The organism is Limnohabitans sp., from assembly GCF_031539175.1.
Taxonomy (GTDB): domain Bacteria; phylum Pseudomonadota; class Gammaproteobacteria; order Burkholderiales; family Burkholderiaceae_C; genus Limnohabitans.
This window is the reverse complement of the sequence record NZ_JAVKLQ010000002.1, coordinates 13,506-31,159: the sequence shown is the minus strand read 5'-3', so window position 1 is coordinate 31,159 and position 17,654 is coordinate 13,506. Positions and strand designations below refer to the sequence as shown.

Sequence of the window (17,654 nt, the reverse complement as noted above, 5' to 3'; positions counted from 1 at the left end):
TGACAAGTCTAAAGCTTGGCGCGGGCCTCTTCTTGCAGGCGCAAAACACGGCGCTGCACTTTGCCGGTGGTCGTCATGGGCAACTCAGGCGTGAACTCAATCTCTTTGGGGTACTCATAGGGCGCCAGCTGGCCACGCACATGGGTTTGCAACTCGCGCACCAAGGCATCCGAGGCGACAAAGCCCGGCGCCAAGACCACATAGGCTTTGACCAAAGCGCCCCGTTCACGGTCAGGTTTGGGCACCACGGCGGCGTTGGCGACAGCGGGGTGTTTGACCAAGCAGTTTTCAATCTCGCTCGGGCCAATGCGGTAGCCCGCTGACTTGAAGACATCGTCCGCTCGGCCTTGGTACCACAGGTAACCGTCGGCATCGCGCGTGGCCATATCACCCGTTCGGCACCAATCACCGGTGAACTTGCCTTCGGTGGAGGCCGCATTTTTCCAATAGCCCAAGAAGAAGATCGGGTCGGGCTGACCGTGCAGGTTGAAGCGGTGCAGCGCCACATCACCAGGCACGCCAACGGGGCATTCGTCACCGTGGTCATCGATCACGGCCACGCGGTGGCCGGGGTAGCCTTTGCCCATGCTGCCGGGCTTGGCTGGCCAGCCAATGCCGTCGCGTGGTTGGCCATTCATGGCGCAGTTGCCCACGATGTAGTTGATCTCGGTCTGCCCAAACATCTCATTCACCGTGACGCCCAGCTGCGCTTGGCAATAACCAAACACCGCGTCACCCACGGCCTCTCCCGCGCTCATGATGGCTTGCAACTTGAGCTTGAACTGAGCGCTAGGCGCAGGAAACGCCTTCATCATGGCTTTGAGTGCCGTGGGGAACAAAAAGGTGTGCGTCACACCGTGCTGTTGCATGAGGGTGAAGGCCAGCTCAGGGCTGAAGCGTCCGTTCCACGCCACGATGGGGCGTCCAAAGTAGAGGGTGGGCAGCAAGGCGTCCATCAAACCACCCGTCCACGCCCAGTCGGCGGGTGACCAAAACACGGCTTGGCTCTCGCCGGCTGACTGAGTGCCTGAATCGCGGCGTGAGTCGGTTGGAAAACCAAACCAGTTTTGGCTACACACAAACCCCGTGAGGTTGCCAATCAAGGCACGATGCGGAATGAGCGCGCCCTTGGGTGGCCCCGTGGTGCCACTGGTGTAGATCAACACCGCCGCATCGTCGGCTTTGGTTTGCACAGCGGTGAATTCGCGTTGTTGATCGGCGATGGCGCTGGCGTAGTCCACCTCCACGCGCAACATGTCGTCGGCATTTTCTAAGTCGATGCCAATCACATCACGCAAAGCGGGGCACTGCTCGCGCACCGCCCAGAGATTGCCCACCGACGAGGCGTCGACGACGGCGGCCACCGCCTCGCTGTCTTGCAAGCGGTACTCCAAAGCATCTGGACCAAACAACAGCGACAGGGGCATGGCCACAGCGCCCATTTGCAGCACCGCCATGTAGGCCACGGCCGTCTCAAAGCGTTGGGGCAAGACGATGGCCACACGGTCACCGCGCTGCACCCCCTGCGCGACCAACACATGGCTCAGCGCATCGGCGGCCTGCTGCAACTCGGCATAGCTAAAGGTCACCGGGGGCTGCGATGCGGCACTGCCCTGCCCTGCAGGCGCGGCTTGGTGCGCCACGATGGCCACGCGCTGCGACGCATCGGGCAACGCCGCCCAGCGGCGACTGCACAACGCGGCGATGTTGACGTGCTCGGGCACAGCCCAGCCAAAGCCTTGCTGCATGGCGTTGTAAAAGTCGAGAGGGGCTGGAGTGTCATGTGCTTGACGCTGTCTCATCGGGTGCTTCCTTATGATGCAAAGAATGTACCCAATCCAAAAAGCCTCCCGCACCGAATTTGTACCTATACGACACCTGAATTACCACGTACGCCAATGGGGCACGCCAAGCCCCGAGCGCACGCCGCTGGTGATGGTGCATGGGTGGATGGATGTGTCGGCCTCGTTTCAGTTCGTCATCGACGCCATGGCCCACGACCACTGGGTGATTGCCCCCGACTGGCGCGGCTTTGGCTTGACCGAAACGCCAGGCGTCGACAACTACTGGTTCCCCGACTACATGGCCGACCTCGACCAGTTGCTCGACCACTATGTGGGCGACCGCCCCGTCAATTTGGTGGGCCACAGCATGGGTGGACACATTGCCACCCTGTACAGCGGCATTCGGCCCGAGCGCATTGCACGCTTGGTCAACCTCGAAGGCTTTGGCATGCCTGTCTCACACCCTTCGCAAGCACCCGGGCGATATGCCAAATGGATGGATGAACTCAAAGCCGTGCAGCGCGGCGAGATGGACCTCAAGCCCTATGCCAACCTAGAAGGCGTGGCCCAACGTTTGATGAAGACCAACCCACGTTTGGGCTCAGACAAAGCGCATTGGTTGGCACAGCACTGGTCACAAGCCAACGCACAAGGCGAATGGCGCATTCTGGGCCATGCTGCTCATAAAGTGATCAATGCACAACTGTTCAAAGTGGACGAAACACAGGCCATCTACGAGCGCATCACCGCGCCCACCTTGTGCGTGGTGGCGGGTACCGACAGCCTCACACAGTGGTGGAAAGACAAGTACACGCTGGCCGAGTTCATGACCCGGATTGCCTCGGTGCCCCAGTTGCAACACGCCGTCATCCAAGATGCGGGCCACATGCTGCACCACGACCAGCCCGAAGAACTGGCGCAATTGATTGAAACGTTTCTGGCTTAACGTCGAAAGCTTTTTTTCGCGGCACGTGCGATAACAAACAAACCCTGCGCGACACACGAACGCACCATAGAGGCCCACTTAAAGGACCTCCTATGAAAACCACTTATTTTGTTGCACTCACTCTTTTAGCGACGTTGATGGGCACTGGCGTGCAAGCGCAAAGTCGCGTCATGTCAGATGCTGGGTACTACGGCGAAATTGCCTACACCCCCATTGATGTGAATGACGGCTTGGCGGGCACATCCACGCCTCAAGCTGCGCGCTTCATCATTGGTAAAGACTTGGACGCCAACTGGGCTGTCGAAGGCATGTACACCGCGACCGCCTCGAAGGACCACCGTGACGGTTTTAACGCGTCCATCAATAACTATGGCATTCACATCAAGCCCAAAGTCGCCTTGACCCCAGACACGTTGGTCTTTGCGCGTGTGGGCGTGACGCGATCGGACATTACCGCGTCCACGGGCGGCGCACGAACAGGCACCGATTTGTCATATGGCATTGGCTTGCAAACCAACTTCACCAAAAGTGTGTACGGGCAGCTGGACTACATGACCTACTTTGACAAAGACAACACCACGGCCAAAGGTTTTGCTTTATCTGTGGGCACGCGCTTCTAAACTGCGCACGTCGTCGCAATAATGGCGCATTGCATTGCAATGCGCTTTTTTTATGCCAAAGCTATTTCAACTGCCTCGCTCATTCGCTCGCTTCACCTTGTTTGCGGCGTGTAGCAGCCTCGCTGCGTGCACCAGCTTGTTGCCCGAGGCGCGCACGGAATCGCCAACGTTTCAAACTTTTGAAGAAGCGCGCTCGGCCATTGAAAGCTTGACCCCGATGGAGAGCCACATCGCCGATGTCTCGGCCTTGAGGCTCGGTCCGACCTACCAACCCAACACCATCATCTTGTCTTACCCCGACATCGTGCGGCGCGTGCTGAATGGCAGCGTGCTGACCAAAGACGACTTGGGCCCTGGCATCTTGCGGTGCATCAACGCACGTGACGCTTGCCGTGGTTGGGAAGTGAACATTGCAAAAATCAACAAAGCCCGTACGGGCGGCTTCTTGGCTGACTTCACCAACTTTCGCCGCCGCTCGGAAACCACCGGCTGGCGGTTCAATGCTTTGATTTTGTTGGTCGACGACACCGTGGTGTACCGCTCCTGGGGCGGTCAGCCAGAAATCCACGAAGTGGACATACAGCACAATCCGCTTGGACCATTGCAAGAGATTGGGCCTGCCGTGATCACTGGACGTTAAAGACGCTTAAATGGCTTGATCAATGACGTAGACGTCCTCTTTGTGAACTTCACCTAAAATTGACTACTTTTGAACACACCTAGGTTTTGAATGCGATTGAAATTAACAAGCCATCTCGTTGTTTGGATGGCTTTTTTATGCGCCAACCCGTTGGCCCATTCACAACAATCTAGCGACATTCTCAGCGCGGCGCATGGCTTGCAGCCTTGCCCCACTGCGCTGAAAGCGGACGACACACCCGACACCCCGCACGACAAGCCTTGGCAATTGATGCTTTCGCCTTATGCCGAGCACTGGCACTACAACCCCGAGCACCGCCCCGTTCGCCTCATCAGTCTGGAACGTCAAGACATCCGTGGCCGTTTTTGCGGCCTCGCCTTTTTCACCAACTCATTCGGGCAACCCTCGTTGTACGGCTTTGTGGGCCAGCGCTGGACAGGCGTGATGGGCAACCCCCACGTGTTTTTCAAACTCTCGGGTGGCCTGATCTATGGTTACAAAGGGGCTTACAAAGACAAGATCCCATTCAACAACTATGGCATTGCGCCTGCTGTCATCCCGTCTTTGGGCTATCACTTTTCGGGTGACCATTCGGTGCAAGCCTCGCTGCTGGGAACCGCAGGCTTTTTATTGGCATACAGCCACGACTTCTGAACGTGAGAAAATCTGCGGTTTCCCCAGACACCTAAAGAAGACACCATCATGGAAGCTGAACGCACCAACCTCATTGGCACCACCCTCGCAGACTTGAGCGTGCGCACGGTCGACCTCCGGAGGTATCTTTGACTACGATGCCAAAGCTGAACGCCTGCGCACCGTCAACGCCTCGCTAGAAGACCCCACGGTCTGGAACGACCCTAAGAAAGCCCAAGAACTGGGCCGTGAAAAGAAGTCGCTCGACAGCGTGGTCGTCACCCTCACCCGCCTGACCCAAGAGCTGGCAGACAACACCGAGTTGTTTGAAATGAGCAAAGCCGACAACGACGAAGACGGCTTGCTCACCATCGAGGCCGACACCCAAGGCTTGGTCAAAACCATCGAAGAGTTGGAATTCCGCCGCATGTTCAGCAACGAAGCGGACCCGCTCAATTGCTTCTTGGACATCCAAGCCGGTGCCGGTGGCACCGAAGCCTGCGATTGGGCCAGCATGTTGCTGCGCCAGTACCTCAAGTACGCCGAGCGCAAGGGTTTCAAAACCACCGTCGAAGACGAATCTGCGGGCGACGTGGCGGGCATCAAAGGCGCGACCATCAAGATCGAAGGCGAATACGCGTTTGGTTTGCTGCGCACCGAAACCGGCGTGCACCGGTTGGTGCGCAAATCGCCCTTTGACAGCTCAGGTGGTCGCCACACCTCGTTCGCCTCGGTGTTTGTGTACCCCGAGATTGATGACTCGATCGAGATCGACATCAACCCCTCCGACGTGCGCACCGACACCTACCGCGCGTCTGGCGCGGGTGGCCAGCACATCAACAAAACCGACTCTGCCGTGCGTTTGACCCACATCCCCACCGGCATCGTGGTGCAGTGTCAAGACGGCCGAAGCCAGCACAGCAACCGTGACGTGGCGTGGAAACGCCTGCGCTCGCGCTTGTATGACTTCGAGATGCGCAAGCGCCAAGAAGAGCAACAAAAGCTCGAAGACACCAAGACCGATGTGGGCTGGGGTCATCAAATTCGCAGCTATGTGCTGGACAACAGCCGCATCAAGGACTTGCGTACCAACGTCGAAATTTCAGCCACCCAAAAAGTGCTGGACGGCGACTTGGACGCATTCATCGAAGCTTCGCTCAAACAAGGCGTTTAACGGCTGGTCCGTTTTTCGCCCATTTCCCTCTCTCTAGGACACCAACATGCTGCGTGAAGGCACTGCCCCACTGGTTCAACGTGCGGATTACACCGCACCCGCGTTTTGGATCGACACCGTCGACCTGACGTTCGACTTGGACCCCGCCAAGACCCGCGTGCTCAACAAAATGACGGTGCGCCGCAACCCCGACGTGGCAGCACAGCCTCTGCGTTTGGATGGCGACGAGCTGAACTTGGCGCGTGTGCTGGTCAACGGTCAAGGCACCTCGTTCAAGATGGACGGCAGCCAATTGGTGCTGGAGAACTTGCCGGAGGGCCACGCGCCTTTCGCGCTGGAAATCTTCACCACCTGCTTGCCCGCCAAGAACACCAAGCTCATGGGCTTGTACGTCAGCAACGACTCGTTCTTCACGCAGTGCGAGGCGGAAGGCTTTCGCCGCATCACTTATTTCTTGGACCGCCCCGATGTGATGTCGAACTACAGCGTCACACTGCGCGCTGACAAAGCGGCCTTCCCCGTGCTGCTGAGCAATGGCAACTTGGTGGAAGAAGGCCCGCTCGAAGACGGTCGTCACTTTGCGCGCTGGGTGGACCCGCACAAAAAACCTTGCTATTTGTTTGCCTTGGTCGCAGGTCAATTTGTGTGCCGCGAACAACGCGTCAAAACCCGCTCGGGCAAAGACCACGTGCTGCAAGTGTTCGTGCGTTCGGGCGACTTGGACAAGACCGAACACGCCATGAACTCGCTGATGGCCAGCATCGCTTGGGACGAAAAACGCTTCGGCCTAGAACTCGATTTGGAACGCTTCATGATCGTCGCCACCAGCGACTTCAACATGGGCGCCATGGAGAACAAGGGCCTCAACATTTTCAACACCAAGTTTGTGTTGGCCAACGCATCCACCGCCACCGACACCGACTACGGCAACATCGAAAGCGTGGTGGGCCACGAGTACTTCCACAACTGGACGGGCAACCGCGTGACCTGCCGCGACTGGTTCCAACTCTCGCTCAAAGAAGGCCTCACCGTTTTCCGCGACCAAGAGTTCAGCCAAGATTTGGCCGCTGACGCCCTGACACACAGCGCCACAGACCCTGTGCAAGGTCGCGCCGCTGCAGCCTCGGCCAAAGCCGTCAAGCGGATTGAAGACGTGCGCTTGTTGCGCACGGCCCAGTTCCCCGAGGATGCAGGCCCGATGGCCCACCCGGTGCGTCCTGACAGCTATGTGGAAATCAACAACTTCTACACCGTCACGATTTACGAAAAAGGCTCAGAAGTCGTCCGCATGATGCAAACCTTGGCGGCCCCCGCCATCACGGCATCAGGCAGCGAAGGCGGCTTGGCCCACACCGGTCGTGAGGGCTTCGCCAAAGGCATGAAGCTGTATTTCGAGCGCCACGACGGCCAAGCCGTCACGTGCGACGACTTCGCCCAAGCCATCGCAGACGCCAACCCCCACGCCGCCTTGGCCCAGCATTTGTCGCAATTCAAACGTTGGTACGCCCAAGCGGGCACGCCCCGCGTGCAAGCGACAGGCGCCTACGACGCCACCACGCGTCGCTACACCCTGACCTTGAGCCAAAGCTGCCCACCCAGTCCTGGCCAAGAGATCAAAGCCCCCTTTGTCATCCCCGTGCAAATGGGCTTGATTGGCACCGATGGCCGCGAAGTGCTGCCCAGCCAATTGCTGGTGCTGACCGAAGCTACACAAACCTTTGAGTTTCACGACTTGCCCGTCACCAGCGACGAAGCCCCTGTGCCCTCGCTGTTGCGTGACTTCAGCGCCCCCGTGGTGTTGGAGATGGACTTCACAGCCGCCCAGTTGCTCACGCTCTTGGCGCACGACACCGACCCGTTCAACCAATGGGAAGCGGCACAACGCCTGTGTCTGAGCGCAGCACTCGCGGCCGTGAAAGCCGAAGGCGAACCCACGCAAGTGCTAGACGCTGCCTTGGTGCAAGCCCTGCGCACCGTGCTGCGCAACCCCGCGTTGGATGCCGCGTTCAAAGAGTTGGTACTCACCTTGCCTGCAGAAACTTACATCGCCGAACAACTCGATGTGGTGGACCCTCAGCGCATTCACGCCATGCGTGAAGCCATGCGCACCCAACTCGCACGCGAATTGCACGACGATTGGGCGTGGGCCTTCAACACCCACCGCGACAACGGCAACTATCGCCCCGACCCCGTGTCCAGCGGACGCCGAGCCTTGAGCGGCTTGTCATTGACCATGTTGTGTTTAGATGCACGCCATACCGGCGATGTGGTGTGGCCAGAACGCACCCTGCAGTGCTTCAAAGACGCACACAACATGACCGACCGCTTCAACGCCTTGAACGCCTTGGTCAGCAGTGGCCATGCCTTGGCAGCCGATGCGCTGCAGCGCTTTTACAACCTCTTCTCGAACGAAGCCTTGGTGATGGACAAATGGTTTGCCCTGCAAGCAGGCAGCCCTGACCGCGGCGGCAACGTGCTGCCCGTGGTGCGTCACTTGATGCTGCACCCCGATTTCCACATCAAAAACCCCAACCGCGCCCGCAGCCTGATCTTCAGTTTCTGCAGTGCCAACCCCGGCGCTTTCCACCGCAGCGATGCGGCAGGCTACGTGTTTTGGAGTGAACGCGTGTTGGAACTCGACGCCATCAACCCCCAAGTCGCCGCCCGTTTGGCGCGCGCCTTGGACCGTTGGAGCAAACTGGCAGAGCCCTACCGCACCGCTGCGCACGAAGCCATCAAACGCGTCGCCGCCAAAGCCGATTTAAGCAACGATGTGCGTGAGGTTGTCTCACGCGCTCTTTCAAACTAAGGACTGAGTCATGAGCATTTCTTTAACCCGCTACCTCGTTGAACAACAACGCGCCAAAGGCCGCATTCCCTCCGAGCTGCGCTTGTTGCTCGAAGTGGTGGCCCGTGCTTGCAAAAGCATCAGCCACGCCGTCAACAAAGGCGCGTTGGGCAGTGAGCTGGGTGACGTCATGGGCTCGGCGGGCAGCGAAAACGTGCAAGGCGAAGTGCAGAAGAAACTCGACATCATCGCCAACGATGTGTTGATCGAAGCCAACGAATGGGGTGGCCACTTGGCGGCCATGGCCTCCGAAGAAATGGACAGCATCCACGTGGTGCCCAACCGCTACCCACAAGGCGAATACCTGTTGATGTTTGACCCCCTCGACGGTTCCAGCAACATCGAAGTCAACGTGAGCATCGGCACCATCTTCAGCGTGCTCAAAAAAGTGGACCCCAGCAAAGGCGTGAGCGAAGACGACTTTTTGCAGCCCGGCACCCAACAAGTGGCCGCAGGCTACTGCGTGTACGGCCCACAAACCACCTTGGTATTGACCGTGGGTGATGGCGTGGCGATGTTCACCTTGGACCGTGAGCAAGGCTCGTTTGTCTTGACCCAAGAGAACGTGCGCATCCCCGCCGACACCAAAGAGTTCGCCATCAACATGAGCAACATGCGCCACTGGGACGAGCCCGTGAAGCGCTACATCGACGAATGCTTGCAAGGCGAAGAAGGCCCACGCGGCAAGAACTTCAACATGCGTTGGATTGCCTCCATGGTGGCCGACGTGCACCGCATCTTGACCCGTGGTGGCGTGTTCATGTACCCCTGGGACAAGCGCGAACCCGGCAAAGCGGGCAAGCTGCGTTTGATGTACGAAGCCAACCCCATGAGCTGGTTGGTCGAACAAGCGGGTGGCGCCTCCACCAACGGTCACCAACGCATCATGGAAATTCAACCCACCCAATTGCACCAGCGTGTGAGCGTGATCTTGGGCTCCAAGAATGAAGTGGAACGTGTGACCCGCTACCACGCCAAAGGCTAAATTAGCTCTGACTGCTCAAAAGCCCAGCTTCAACACCTGGGCTTTTTTTGGGTCCCAACAAATCTATACCGCGTGGTTTTTGAATTGTTCAACAAACCTCAAGGCGGCCGATGTCATTTCAGAGCCCTCTTTGGTCAGGGCCACGATTTCGCGCGACACAATGGGCGACACCAAATCCACCGTGGCAACAGCTGAAACTTGCGACAGATTTTGCGCGCGTGAAATGGCATAAGACGGCAACACCGACACGCCCTCGCCCTCACTCACCAAGCCCAAGGCCGTGGCCACCTGCGACACCTCATAAGCAGGCTGGAGGTGTTTGTTCCATTTTGCAAAGGCCTTGTCCACCAAGGTGCGCAAGCCACTGCCTTGGCGCATCAAAATCAAAGGCTCGCTGAGCAAATCTTGCCACTCCACCTCACGACGCAGGGCCAACCTGTGTGAACTGGGGCAGATCAACATCAGCTTATCGGTATAAACCGGCGTGGCCAACAGGTCTGCCGTATCGCTGCTGGCCGTACAGACCGCCATGTCGACGTCACCACGTCGCACCAAATCCGGCAAAGACTCCACAGAGGCATCCATCAACGTCACTTTGATGTGCGGGTTTTGCAAGCGAAAACTGGCGATCACCTTGGGAAACAAAGCGCTGGCGAGCAAGGGAGATGCCGCCACACGCAGACGTCCAGCCTTCACATGCTGGGTGTCTTGCAACAACGCGATGCCAGCCTCCAGCTGTGCAAACACCTGCTCAACCGTCGGTAAAAACTGTTGCCCAGCCTCGGTCAACACCAAGCGCCGCGTCGTGCGATCAAACAAACGCACGCCCAAATCATCTTCCATCCCACGCACCAACATGGACAAAGCCGAAGGTGTGAGGTGCAGTTTGTCCGCTGCACGGGTCATGCTCGACTCTTGAGCCACTGCCAAAAAGGCACGCAGTTGTCTCAAACTCAAATTGGAGGCAGCGATCTTGAAACTCATGGCCTAAGTTTATGCCGCCAATCGATGCGGCCAAGATTCAACAAAATGGCTGCACGATTGTTCAATTTATATCGCCCAAGGCAGGGCTCATCTTTGATCAAATCTTTCCGTGCCTCATTCATCCAACACACCACATGCCGCCAACACGATGCAGCCGCCCCTGCTGCGTCGCGAAGACAACGCCTTGCTGCGCGGTATGGGCCGCTTTGGTCAAGATGTGGCACTCCCCAACGTCTGCCACATCGCGTTTGTGCGCAGCCCCCAAGCACACGCCCAAGTGCTAAGCATCGACACCGAGGCGGCACAACAGATGGACGGCGTGCTGGCCGTCTTGACCAGCGCCGAACTCGGGCCACACACCTTGCCCAGCCACAACCCCTTGCTGCCGGTGCAGCAAGACACCGCGTTTCCTTTGCTGGCCCAAGACCACGTGTCCTATGTGGGCCAACCCGTGGCCGTGGTGGTGGCCCGCAGCCGCGACGTGGCGCGTGAAGCAGCCAGTGCAGTCAATGTGTCGCTGCAAGCCTTGCCCCCCAGCCACGACTTTGCGTCTGAAGAGGCCACCACACGCACCCAGCACCACCGAGGTGAACTGCCCGCGCATAGCACGCATGTCGTGCACACCTGCATTCGCTCGCCGCGGGTCAGCACGATGCCGATGGAGCCCCGCGCCTGCAGCGCCCAAGTGCATGAGGCACCCGCAGACGGCCCACACCGCATCACCGTGTGGGTGGGCACGCAAACCCCATCGCGGGCACAGGCCGATGTGGCACGTGTGTTGCAAATCCCGACAGAGCAAGTGCGGCTGATCAGCCCTGATGTGGGCGGTGCCTTTGGCGCCAAAGCGTCAGTCAGCCCAGAAGACTTGCTGACCGCTCTGACGGCACAGCACCTGCAACGCAACGTCCAGTGGCTGGCCAGCCGCTCGGATGACTTTGTGGCGGGCATGCAAGGCCGTGGCTCGGTCTTGGAAGGTCGCTTGCACGTCAACGCGCAGGGGGTGTTAGAAGGTTTGTGGGCACGGCTGCATTTCACGCTGGGCGCTTGGTTGCCATTTTCTGCCGTGGTGCCACTGCGCAATGCCGCTCGCATCTTGCCCGGGCCTTATACGCTGCAACACATCGACATTGAAGGCCTGGCCACCCGCTCCCACGCAGCGCCTGTCAACATTTACCGCGGCGCGGGCCGTCCTGAAGCGGCATTGCTGATGGAAACCTTGATCGAGCAAGCCGCCCGTCTGTGTGACATCGACCCAGTGGCTTTGCGCTTGCGCAACCTCATCCCTGAAGAAGCCATGCCCTACACCACGCCCACCGGCGAGGTGCTGGACTCGGGCAACTACGCCGTGGCACTGCACAAAGCCTGCGAAGAATTTGACTACAAACGCGCGCGCTTTGAGCAAACCGAACGTCGCCGCGCAGGCGAAATGGTGGGCATCGGCATGGCCTTGTATGTGGAGCCTTGCGGTCAAGGCTGGGAATCTGCGCGCGTCACCCTGCATGAAGACGGACGCGTCACCGTGGCCAGCGGAACGCCAGCACAAGGCCAAGGCCACGTCACCACGTTTGCGCAATTGGCCGCCGACACCTTGGGCTGTGCGCCCTCCCACGTCGAGGTCCACTTGGGCAACACCGAGCTCTGTCCTGCAGGCACCGGCGCCTTGGCCAGCCGCAGCACGGCCATTGGGGGCAGCGCCATTGTGCAAGCCTGTCGCACCGTGCTGGCACGCCAAGCACAGGGCGAAAGCTTGCCCATCACCGCAGAAGAACGGTTCACCGCCAACGAAGCCTGGAGCTACGGCTGCGTGATCGCGCAAATGCGCATCGACGTGGACACCGGCACGCCCACCATCGAGCGCATCTCGTGGGTGGATGACGCAGGCCATGTGCTGCAACCGCAGTTGGTGCACGGTCAGTTGATAGGCGGTGCGGCCCAAGGTTTGGGGCAAGCCATGATGGAACGCTTGGTCTACGACGACCAAGGTCAACTCATCACCGGCTCATTGATGGACTACGCCATCCCGCGCGCCGACAACATGCCCCCCATCCACATCAGCAGCCTGCACACACACAGCCCCAACAACTTGCTAGGCGCCAAAGGCGTGGGCGAAGCGGGGTGTATCGGCGTGCCCGCTGCGTTGATGAACGCCGCACGCGATGCGCTGTCGCCCTTGGGCGAATTCGATTTGCAACTCCCTCTCACGTCAGAACAACTCTGGCGTGTCCTGTCGACCCGTTTTGAAAAGGAAACCCCATGAAGTACAAAAAATCTGAAGCCAAAGAATACGCACGCGAACACATGGTGGGCGTCTGGGCGGCCAACCTCTCCCCCTTCAACGACGCCTTGCAATTGGATGAAAAGGCCTACCGCGACAACCTGAACCACTGGATCAACGACTTGAAGCTCGGTGGCCTGTTCATCGCGGGCAAGCAAGCCGAGTTTTTCTCCATGTCCATCGCGGAGCGCAAACGCTTGATGGACTTGTCGGTGGAAGTGGCCAGCGACGCCGGCAACCGCAACGGTGCAGGCGCTTGCGGCATCGTGACCTCATGCTCTGACACCAACCTCGACGTGGTGCTGGAGTTGGCCGAGCATTCGAAAAACATCGGTGCCGACTACGTGATCGTGCACAGCCCCGTGCTGCACTTTGGCGCCGACACCGACGAAACGATTTACGAGTACTACCGCTACCTGTCCGAAAAAATCGATCTCGGCTTGGCCATGTGGAACCACCCTGACTGCGGCTACGTCATGAGCCCTGAGCTGTGCGCCCGCATTGCCGAATTGCCCAACGTGGTGGCCATCAAGTACAGCACCGACCGCGCCAAATACGCACGTCTGACCGAGATGGTGGGCGACAAAATTCACGTCAGCAACCCAGACGAAACCGATTGGTTAGAAAACATCATCGAACTCGGTTGGAAGCTCTACCTGTGCTCCACCCCGCCCTTCTTGTTGCAGTCCAAAGTGGACCAACGCATGAACGAGTACACCCAACTCGCGTTTGCAGGCAAGTACGAAGAAGCCCGCAAAGTGCGCGACAGCTTGAACCCTGTGCGCGATGCCATCAAACACAGCAAGCCCAAAGGCAAGCCTCAAGCCCATGGCAAATACTGGCAAGAGTTGCTGGGTCAGCATGGCGGCCCCGTGCGTCGTCCGCTGCTGCAATTGACCGAAGCCGAACGCGAGGCCACACGCCAAGCGTTTGCGCAATGTGGCTTGCGCACAGCGTGAGCCCCCTGCAAGCCACGCACTGACATGCCCACGCCACTGCAACTCCACGTCAACGGTCAAGCCCTGCGCTTAGACGTGGCCCCCGCGAGCTTGTTGCTGACCGTGTTGCGTGAGCAATGCCAGCTGACAGGCACACACCAAGGCTGCGACACCGCGCAATGCGGGGCTTGCACCGTGCTGGTGGATGGCGCCGCCGTGAAGTCGTGCAACCGCTTGGCGCTGCAATGCAGCGGGCAGCACGTCACCACCATCGAAGGTGTGGCGCCCAACGCATCAGACCTGCATGTGATGCAGCAATGTTTCAGCAAACACCATGCCCTGCAATGCGGTTTTTGCACGCCGGGTTTGGTCATGCGCGCCTTGGCCATGGTGCAAGAAGACGTGCCAGCCGAAGACCAAGCGGTGCGTCATGCCTTGTCGGGTAACTTGTGTCGCTGCACGGGGTATGAAGGCATTGTCAAAGCGGTGTGCGAAGGCCTCACCTTGCTGCGTGCGACGCCCTCCTCGGTATGAAGGACACGCGCTACCTTCGCCCCCAGAGCTTGCGCGAAGCGCAAGCCTTGCTGCGCACGCACCCCGAAGCGCAAGCCTTGGCTGGAGGTCAAAGCTTGCTCGCAGCCATGAAGCTGGGCTTGTGCCAACCCACGCATTGGGTGGACTTGCAAGACCTGCAGGAGCTGCAACACATCACGTCACACAGCGACCACCTGTGGATAGGCGCCATGGTGACCCACGAGGCCGTGGCCCGCAGCGCAGAGGTCAAGGCTTGGTGCCCCATGCTCGCGCAGTTGGCGGGCGGCATTGCTGATCCGCAAATTCGTCATGTGGGCACGCTGGGCGGCTCCTTGGCCAACAACGACCCTGCTGCTTGTTGGCCTGCGGGTGTGTTGGCCTGTGGTGCCACCGTGGTCACCACGCAACGTGAGCTGTCAGCCGATGATTTTTTTCAAGGCTTATTCACCACAGCGCTACAGCCGGGTGAGTTAATCGTGGGTGTGAAGTTTCCACGCATCGCATCCGCCCATTACCTCAAGTACGAGCAGCCGGCATCGCGTTTCGCGTTGGTGGGCGTGGCCGTCGCACGCGACATCCAACACCAGGTGCGTGTGGCGGTGACGGGACTGGGGCACGGCATCGTGCGTTGGTCAGAAGCCGAGCAGGCGCTGAACGGCCAGTGGGGCGTGTGTGCACTCGATGAGGTGGACACCGTCGAGGCAGAGGCTTTGAGCGATGTGCACGCCAGCGCGGCCTACCGCACCCATCTGAGGACGGTGTTGTGCCGACGTGCCGTGGCGCAGCAAACCGGCGAGTCGCCCGCTATGCCGCGCATGAAGCCGCGCGTCAAACGCAGCAGCGCCTCACAACCGGCCACCACAAACCACGATGCGGCGCACACCCTCTCAGGCGAACACCTGTTGAATGCCACGCTGCCCCAAGTGTGGCAAGCCCTGCTGGACCCTGCGATCTTGCAAGCCAGCATCCCTGGGTGTTCTTCCATGCGTTTGTTGGCCACGCATCACTACCAAGCCACCGTCAAAGTGGGCTTGGGTCCGGTGTCGGCGAAATTTGAAACCACGGTGCAACTCACGCCCGAGGTGGAACCCCGCGATGACGCACGCCATGCGCAATGCAGTTTGCACGTCTCGGGTAAAGCCGGAGCCTTGGGCAGCGGCCAAGCGCAGGTGCACGTGCATTTGCAACACGTCGGGTCGCAAACGCGTCTGCGTTGGACCGCACAACCCCAACTCCAAGGTACCTTGGCACAACTCGGCAACCGCTTGGTACAAGCCAGCGCACAGCGGCTGAGCGAACAGTTTTTTGAGCGCTTTTCACACGCCTTATCGGGTGAAGCCCCGAGGGGTGGCGCTTGGTTTTTCTTTTATGCTTTGTCTCAACCGCTGCGCCGCTGGTGGCAGCACTTTTTCAGGAAATAACGCTTATGTCTTCCGCCCATGACGTCCCACGTGTGGACCACTACAGCGCCCCGTTGAACTTTCAGCATTGGATCGATGAACGCGCCCATTTGCTCAAGCCGCCGGTGGGTAACCAGCAAATCTGGAAAAACTCCGATTTGATTTGCACGGTGGTGGGCGGCCCCAACCAACGCACTGACTTTCACGTCGATCCGTTTGAAGAGTATTTCCACCAATTCAAAGGCAACGCCTCTTTGCTGATTGCAGACCGCGGCAAATTTGAACGCGTGCATTTGCGTGAAGGCGATGTGTTTTTATTACCCGCCTTTGTGCGCCACTCCCCACAACGCCCCGAAGCGGGGAACTTGTGCACCGTGATTGAACGCACCCGCCCTGTAGGCGAGTTAGATGCCTTCGAGTGGTATTGCGCCGACTGCGGCCATTTGGTGGCCCGACGCGAGCTGCAATTGCAAAGCATCGTGGAAGACTTGCCCAAAGCCTTTGCCTCGTTTTACGACACCACAGACACCCAACGCACTTGCCCACATTGCGGCACGGTTCATGCTGGCAGAGACTGGCAAACTTGGCACCAACGTTGCGCACATAATTTCCCCAACACCGCCTTTTGATTTTTTGAACAACTCTGGAGACTCACACATGCAACAGCTGACCCTCAAAGCACTTTGCGCCGCCGCCATCGCCACCTGCGCGCTGGCCACCACCTCGGCCTCGGCACAAGTGAAGATTGGTTTCATGTCGACCTTGTCAGGCCCTGCTGCCTCGCTGGGCCAAGACATGTACGACGGGTTCATGTTGGGGGTCGAACAATCGGGAGGCAAGCTCGGGGGGGCCACGATTGAAGTCCTCAAAGAAGACGACCAACTCAAGCCTGAATTGGGTGTGCAAATCGTCAGCAAGTTCATCGAGCGCGACAAGGTCGACATCGTCACCGGCGTGACCTTCTCTAACGTGATGATGGCGGTGGCCAAGCCCTTGGCCGATGGCAAAGCAGTGTTCGTCGGCTCCAACGCGGGCCCTGCCCCCTTGGCCGGTGCGCAGTGCAATGCCAATTTCTTCTTCACCTCTTGGCAAAACGACATGCAAGCCGAAGTGGTGGGCAAATACGCCACCGACAAAGGCTACAAAAACGTCTACATCATGGCGCCCAACTACCAGTCGGGCAAAGACAACGTGGCCGGCTTCAAGCGCTACTTCAAGGGGGGTGTGGCGGGCGAGGTGTACACCACCGTCAACCAACCCGACTACTCGGCCGAGATCGCACAAATGCAAGCCGCCAAGCCTGACGCCTTGTTTGTGTTTTACCCTGGCGGCATGGGTGTGAACTTTGTCAAACAAATGCGTCAAGCTGGTTTGCTGGGTCAAATTCCATTGCTGTCCGTCTCCACCACCGACGGCTCCACCATTCCCGCGTTGAAAGAAACCGCATTGGGCGTGATCTCTGGCACCTTCTGGGGGCCTGACTTCAACAACCCAGCGAGCAAAAAGTTCGTGACGGACTTCGAAAAGAAATACAACCGCATTCCTTCGCAGTACGCTGCACAGTCCTACGACTCGGCGCTCTTGATCGACAGCGCCTTGAAGAAAACGGGCGGCAAAGCCAGCGACAAAGCGGCGCTAACAGCTGCCTTGCGTGCGGCCGACTTCAAGTCGGTGCGCGGCAATTTCCGTTTCAACAAAAACGGTTTCCCCATCCAAGACATGCACGTGTTTGAAGTGGCGAAAGACGCGCAAGGCCGTGTGTCACTCAAAACAGCCTCCACACCCCTCAAAGACTTGGCTGATCCGTATGTGAAAGATTGCCCGCTCAAGTAAGCGCTGCCTTGTCACACCACACCGGGGTTGGCTTTGAAGCAAACCCCGGTTCTTTTTTAA

15 protein-coding genes and 1 pseudogene are annotated in these 17,654 nt (G+C 58.9%); 14 read left to right on the top strand and 2 right to left on the bottom strand.

What is annotated here, in order from left to right; all coding sequences use genetic code 11:
- Positions 1-8 precede the first annotated feature (8 nt).
- Entirely contained in the window at positions 9-1,802 is a 1,794-nt protein-coding gene (locus tag RMS95_RS00430; protein ID WP_310642712.1) for an AMP-binding protein, read from the bottom strand.
- Positions 1,803-1,827: 25 nt separating this feature from the next.
- Here RMS95_RS00430 and RMS95_RS00425 point away from each other — a divergent pair, with 25 nt between their 5' ends.
- From RMS95_RS00425 to RMS95_RS00395, 7 genes are all read left to right on the top strand, one after another.
- Positions 1,828-2,730, top strand: coding sequence for an alpha/beta hydrolase (locus tag RMS95_RS00425; RefSeq protein WP_310642711.1), 903 nt, complete (start codon positions 1,828-1,830; stop codon positions 2,728-2,730).
- A gap of 92 nt (positions 2,731-2,822) precedes the next feature.
- Complete coding sequence (locus tag RMS95_RS00420) at positions 2,823-3,350, top strand: outer membrane beta-barrel protein (RefSeq protein ID WP_310642710.1); 528 nt, start codon at positions 2,823-2,825, stop codon at positions 3,348-3,350.
- A gap of 52 nt (positions 3,351-3,402) precedes the next feature.
- A complete protein-coding gene (locus RMS95_RS00415) occupies positions 3,403-3,990 on the top strand; it encodes a hypothetical protein (RefSeq protein ID WP_310642709.1) in 588 nt (195 codons plus the stop codon).
- A gap of 126 nt (positions 3,991-4,116) precedes the next feature.
- A complete protein-coding gene (locus RMS95_RS00410) occupies positions 4,117-4,644 on the top strand; it encodes an ABC transporter ATP-binding protein (RefSeq protein WP_310642708.1) in 528 nt (175 codons plus the stop codon).
- 48 nt (positions 4,645-4,692) lie between these two features.
- A protein-coding gene (prfB, locus tag RMS95_RS00405) for a peptide chain release factor 2 (RefSeq protein WP_310642707.1) occupies positions 4,693-5,797 on the top strand; the annotation gives its coding sequence in 2 pieces (ribosomal slippage) (positions 4,693-4,773 and positions 4,775-5,797; 1,104 coding nt in all).
- A 46-nt stretch (positions 5,798-5,843) separates the two neighbouring features.
- On the top strand, positions 5,844-8,606 hold the full coding sequence (pepN, locus tag RMS95_RS00400) for an aminopeptidase N (protein ID WP_310642706.1): 2,763 nt from the start codon (positions 5,844-5,846) through the stop codon (positions 8,604-8,606).
- 10 nt (positions 8,607-8,616) lie between these two features.
- Entirely contained in the window at positions 8,617-9,630 is a 1,014-nt protein-coding gene (locus tag RMS95_RS00395; protein WP_310642705.1) for a class 1 fructose-bisphosphatase, read from the top strand.
- Positions 9,631-9,693: 63 nt separating this feature from the next.
- Here the strand turns inward: RMS95_RS00395 and RMS95_RS00390 are convergent, their stop codons facing one another.
- Complete coding sequence (locus RMS95_RS00390) at positions 9,694-10,614, bottom strand: LysR family transcriptional regulator (protein WP_310642704.1); 921 nt, start codon at positions 10,612-10,614, stop codon at positions 9,694-9,696.
- A 109-nt stretch (positions 10,615-10,723) separates the two neighbouring features.
- Here RMS95_RS00390 and RMS95_RS00385 point away from each other — a divergent pair, with 109 nt between their 5' ends.
- The 7 genes and pseudogenes from RMS95_RS00385 (at position 10,724) to RMS95_RS00360 (ending at position 17,594) form a co-directional block, all read left to right on the top strand.
- Positions 10,724-12,871: a xanthine dehydrogenase family protein molybdopterin-binding subunit gene (locus tag RMS95_RS00385; RefSeq protein ID WP_310642703.1), complete on the top strand. Its 2,148-nt coding sequence runs from the start codon at positions 10,724-10,726 to the stop codon at positions 12,869-12,871.
- Positions 12,868-13,848 carry a dihydrodipicolinate synthase family protein gene (locus RMS95_RS00380; protein ID WP_310642702.1) on the top strand — a complete coding sequence of 327 codons (981 nt, stop codon included), beginning with the start codon at positions 12,868-12,870 and terminating at the stop codon, positions 13,846-13,848. The genes RMS95_RS00385 and RMS95_RS00380 overlap by 4 nt, the downstream gene beginning before the upstream one ends.
- A 24-nt stretch (positions 13,849-13,872) precedes the next feature.
- Positions 13,873-14,361, top strand: coding sequence for a 2Fe-2S iron-sulfur cluster-binding protein (locus RMS95_RS00375; protein WP_310642701.1), 489 nt, complete (start codon positions 13,873-13,875; stop codon positions 14,359-14,361).
- Positions 14,358-15,146 (top strand): annotated as a pseudogene (locus RMS95_RS15800) (FAD binding domain-containing protein); the annotation flags it as partial. The gene RMS95_RS00375 and the pseudogene RMS95_RS15800, both read left to right, overlap by 4 nt.
- 21 nt (positions 15,147-15,167) lie before the next feature.
- Positions 15,168-15,782: a CoxG family protein gene (locus tag RMS95_RS15795; protein ID WP_405023342.1), complete on the top strand. Its 615-nt coding sequence runs from the start codon at positions 15,168-15,170 to the stop codon at positions 15,780-15,782.
- A gap of 5 nt (positions 15,783-15,787) precedes the next feature.
- Entirely contained in the window at positions 15,788-16,390 is a 603-nt protein-coding gene (locus RMS95_RS00365; protein ID WP_310642699.1) for a 3-hydroxyanthranilate 3,4-dioxygenase, read from the top strand.
- Positions 16,391-16,418: 28 nt separating this feature from the next.
- Positions 16,419-17,594, top strand: coding sequence for an ABC transporter substrate-binding protein (locus tag RMS95_RS00360; protein ID WP_310642698.1), 1,176 nt, complete (start codon positions 16,419-16,421; stop codon positions 17,592-17,594).
- Positions 17,595-17,654 lie beyond the last annotated feature (60 nt).

Excerpts from the sequence above, each read along its gene's own strand:
- RMS95_RS00430 (WP_310642712.1), bottom strand. The coding sequence starts at position 1,802 with ATGAGACAGCGTCAAGCACATGACACTCCAGCCCCTCTCGACTTTTAC.
- RMS95_RS00425 (WP_310642711.1), top strand. The coding sequence starts at position 1,828 with ATGTACCCAATCCAAAAAGCCTCCCGCACCGAATTTGTACCTATACGA.
- RMS95_RS00420 (WP_310642710.1), top strand. The coding sequence starts at position 2,823 with ATGAAAACCACTTATTTTGTTGCACTCACTCTTTTAGCGACGTTGATG.
- RMS95_RS00415 (WP_310642709.1), top strand. The coding sequence starts at position 3,403 with ATGCCAAAGCTATTTCAACTGCCTCGCTCATTCGCTCGCTTCACCTTG.
- RMS95_RS00410 (WP_310642708.1), top strand. The coding sequence starts at position 4,117 with ATGGCTTTTTTATGCGCCAACCCGTTGGCCCATTCACAACAATCTAGC.
- pepN (WP_310642706.1), top strand. The coding sequence starts at position 5,844 with ATGCTGCGTGAAGGCACTGCCCCACTGGTTCAACGTGCGGATTACACC.
- RMS95_RS00395 (WP_310642705.1), top strand. The coding sequence starts at position 8,617 with ATGAGCATTTCTTTAACCCGCTACCTCGTTGAACAACAACGCGCCAAA.
- RMS95_RS00390 (WP_310642704.1), bottom strand. The coding sequence starts at position 10,614 with ATGAGTTTCAAGATCGCTGCCTCCAATTTGAGTTTGAGACAACTGCGT.
- RMS95_RS00380 (WP_310642702.1), top strand. The coding sequence starts at position 12,868 with ATGAAGTACAAAAAATCTGAAGCCAAAGAATACGCACGCGAACACATG.
- RMS95_RS00375 (WP_310642701.1), top strand. The coding sequence starts at position 13,873 with ATGCCCACGCCACTGCAACTCCACGTCAACGGTCAAGCCCTGCGCTTA.
- RMS95_RS15795 (WP_405023342.1), top strand. The coding sequence starts at position 15,168 with ATGCCGCGCATGAAGCCGCGCGTCAAACGCAGCAGCGCCTCACAACCG.
- RMS95_RS00365 (WP_310642699.1), top strand. The coding sequence starts at position 15,788 with ATGTCTTCCGCCCATGACGTCCCACGTGTGGACCACTACAGCGCCCCG.
- RMS95_RS00360 (WP_310642698.1), top strand. The coding sequence starts at position 16,419 with ATGCAACAGCTGACCCTCAAAGCACTTTGCGCCGCCGCCATCGCCACC.